Consider the following 535-nt stretch of genomic DNA (forward strand, 5'->3'; position numbering starts at 1 on the left):
GGCGTGGGGCTTGCGAGCCAACCGACCATGAGCCGGTGGGAAAATGCGCCGACTACGCGCGAGTTGGCCAGGATGATGGCCGCGATGATCGACATCTACTGCGCCAGCTATCCCGCCGCGCCGGCGGCGGTGACGCTGGATATCGATGACACCTGTGATGTCGTGCACGGCTATCAGCAACTCTCGTTCTGGAACGGTCATCACTGGGAGCGCTGCTTCCTGCCGATTCATGTCTACGACACCGCCACCGGTCGGCCGGTGGCAATGCTGCTGCGCGCCGGCAAGACACCGTCGGGCGCCGAGGCTGCCGGACACATTCGGCGCCTGGTGCGCCATCTTCGGCGGCACTGGCCCGATACCCACATCACCATCCGCGGCGACGGGCACTATGGGCGGCCCGAGGTCATGACGTTGTGTGAGGCGACCGGCGTCGATTACGTATTTGGTCTGCCGACCAACGCCGTGCTGCGTGCCGATCCCGAAATCGTCACCGTCGCCGATGCTTGTGCCGTCAGGCGGGCTCAACGCCAATGCC

General features: G+C 65.4%; 1 protein-coding gene. It reads left to right on the top strand.

What is annotated here, in order from left to right:
• The coding region (locus K4G67_RS08145) for a transposase (RefSeq protein WP_239805893.1) at nucleotides 1-535 on the top strand (535 nt) is incomplete at both ends.

This window comes from Croceicoccus hydrothermalis (assembly GCF_022378335.1).
Classification (GTDB): Bacteria; Pseudomonadota; Alphaproteobacteria; order Sphingomonadales; family Sphingomonadaceae; genus Croceicoccus; species Croceicoccus hydrothermalis.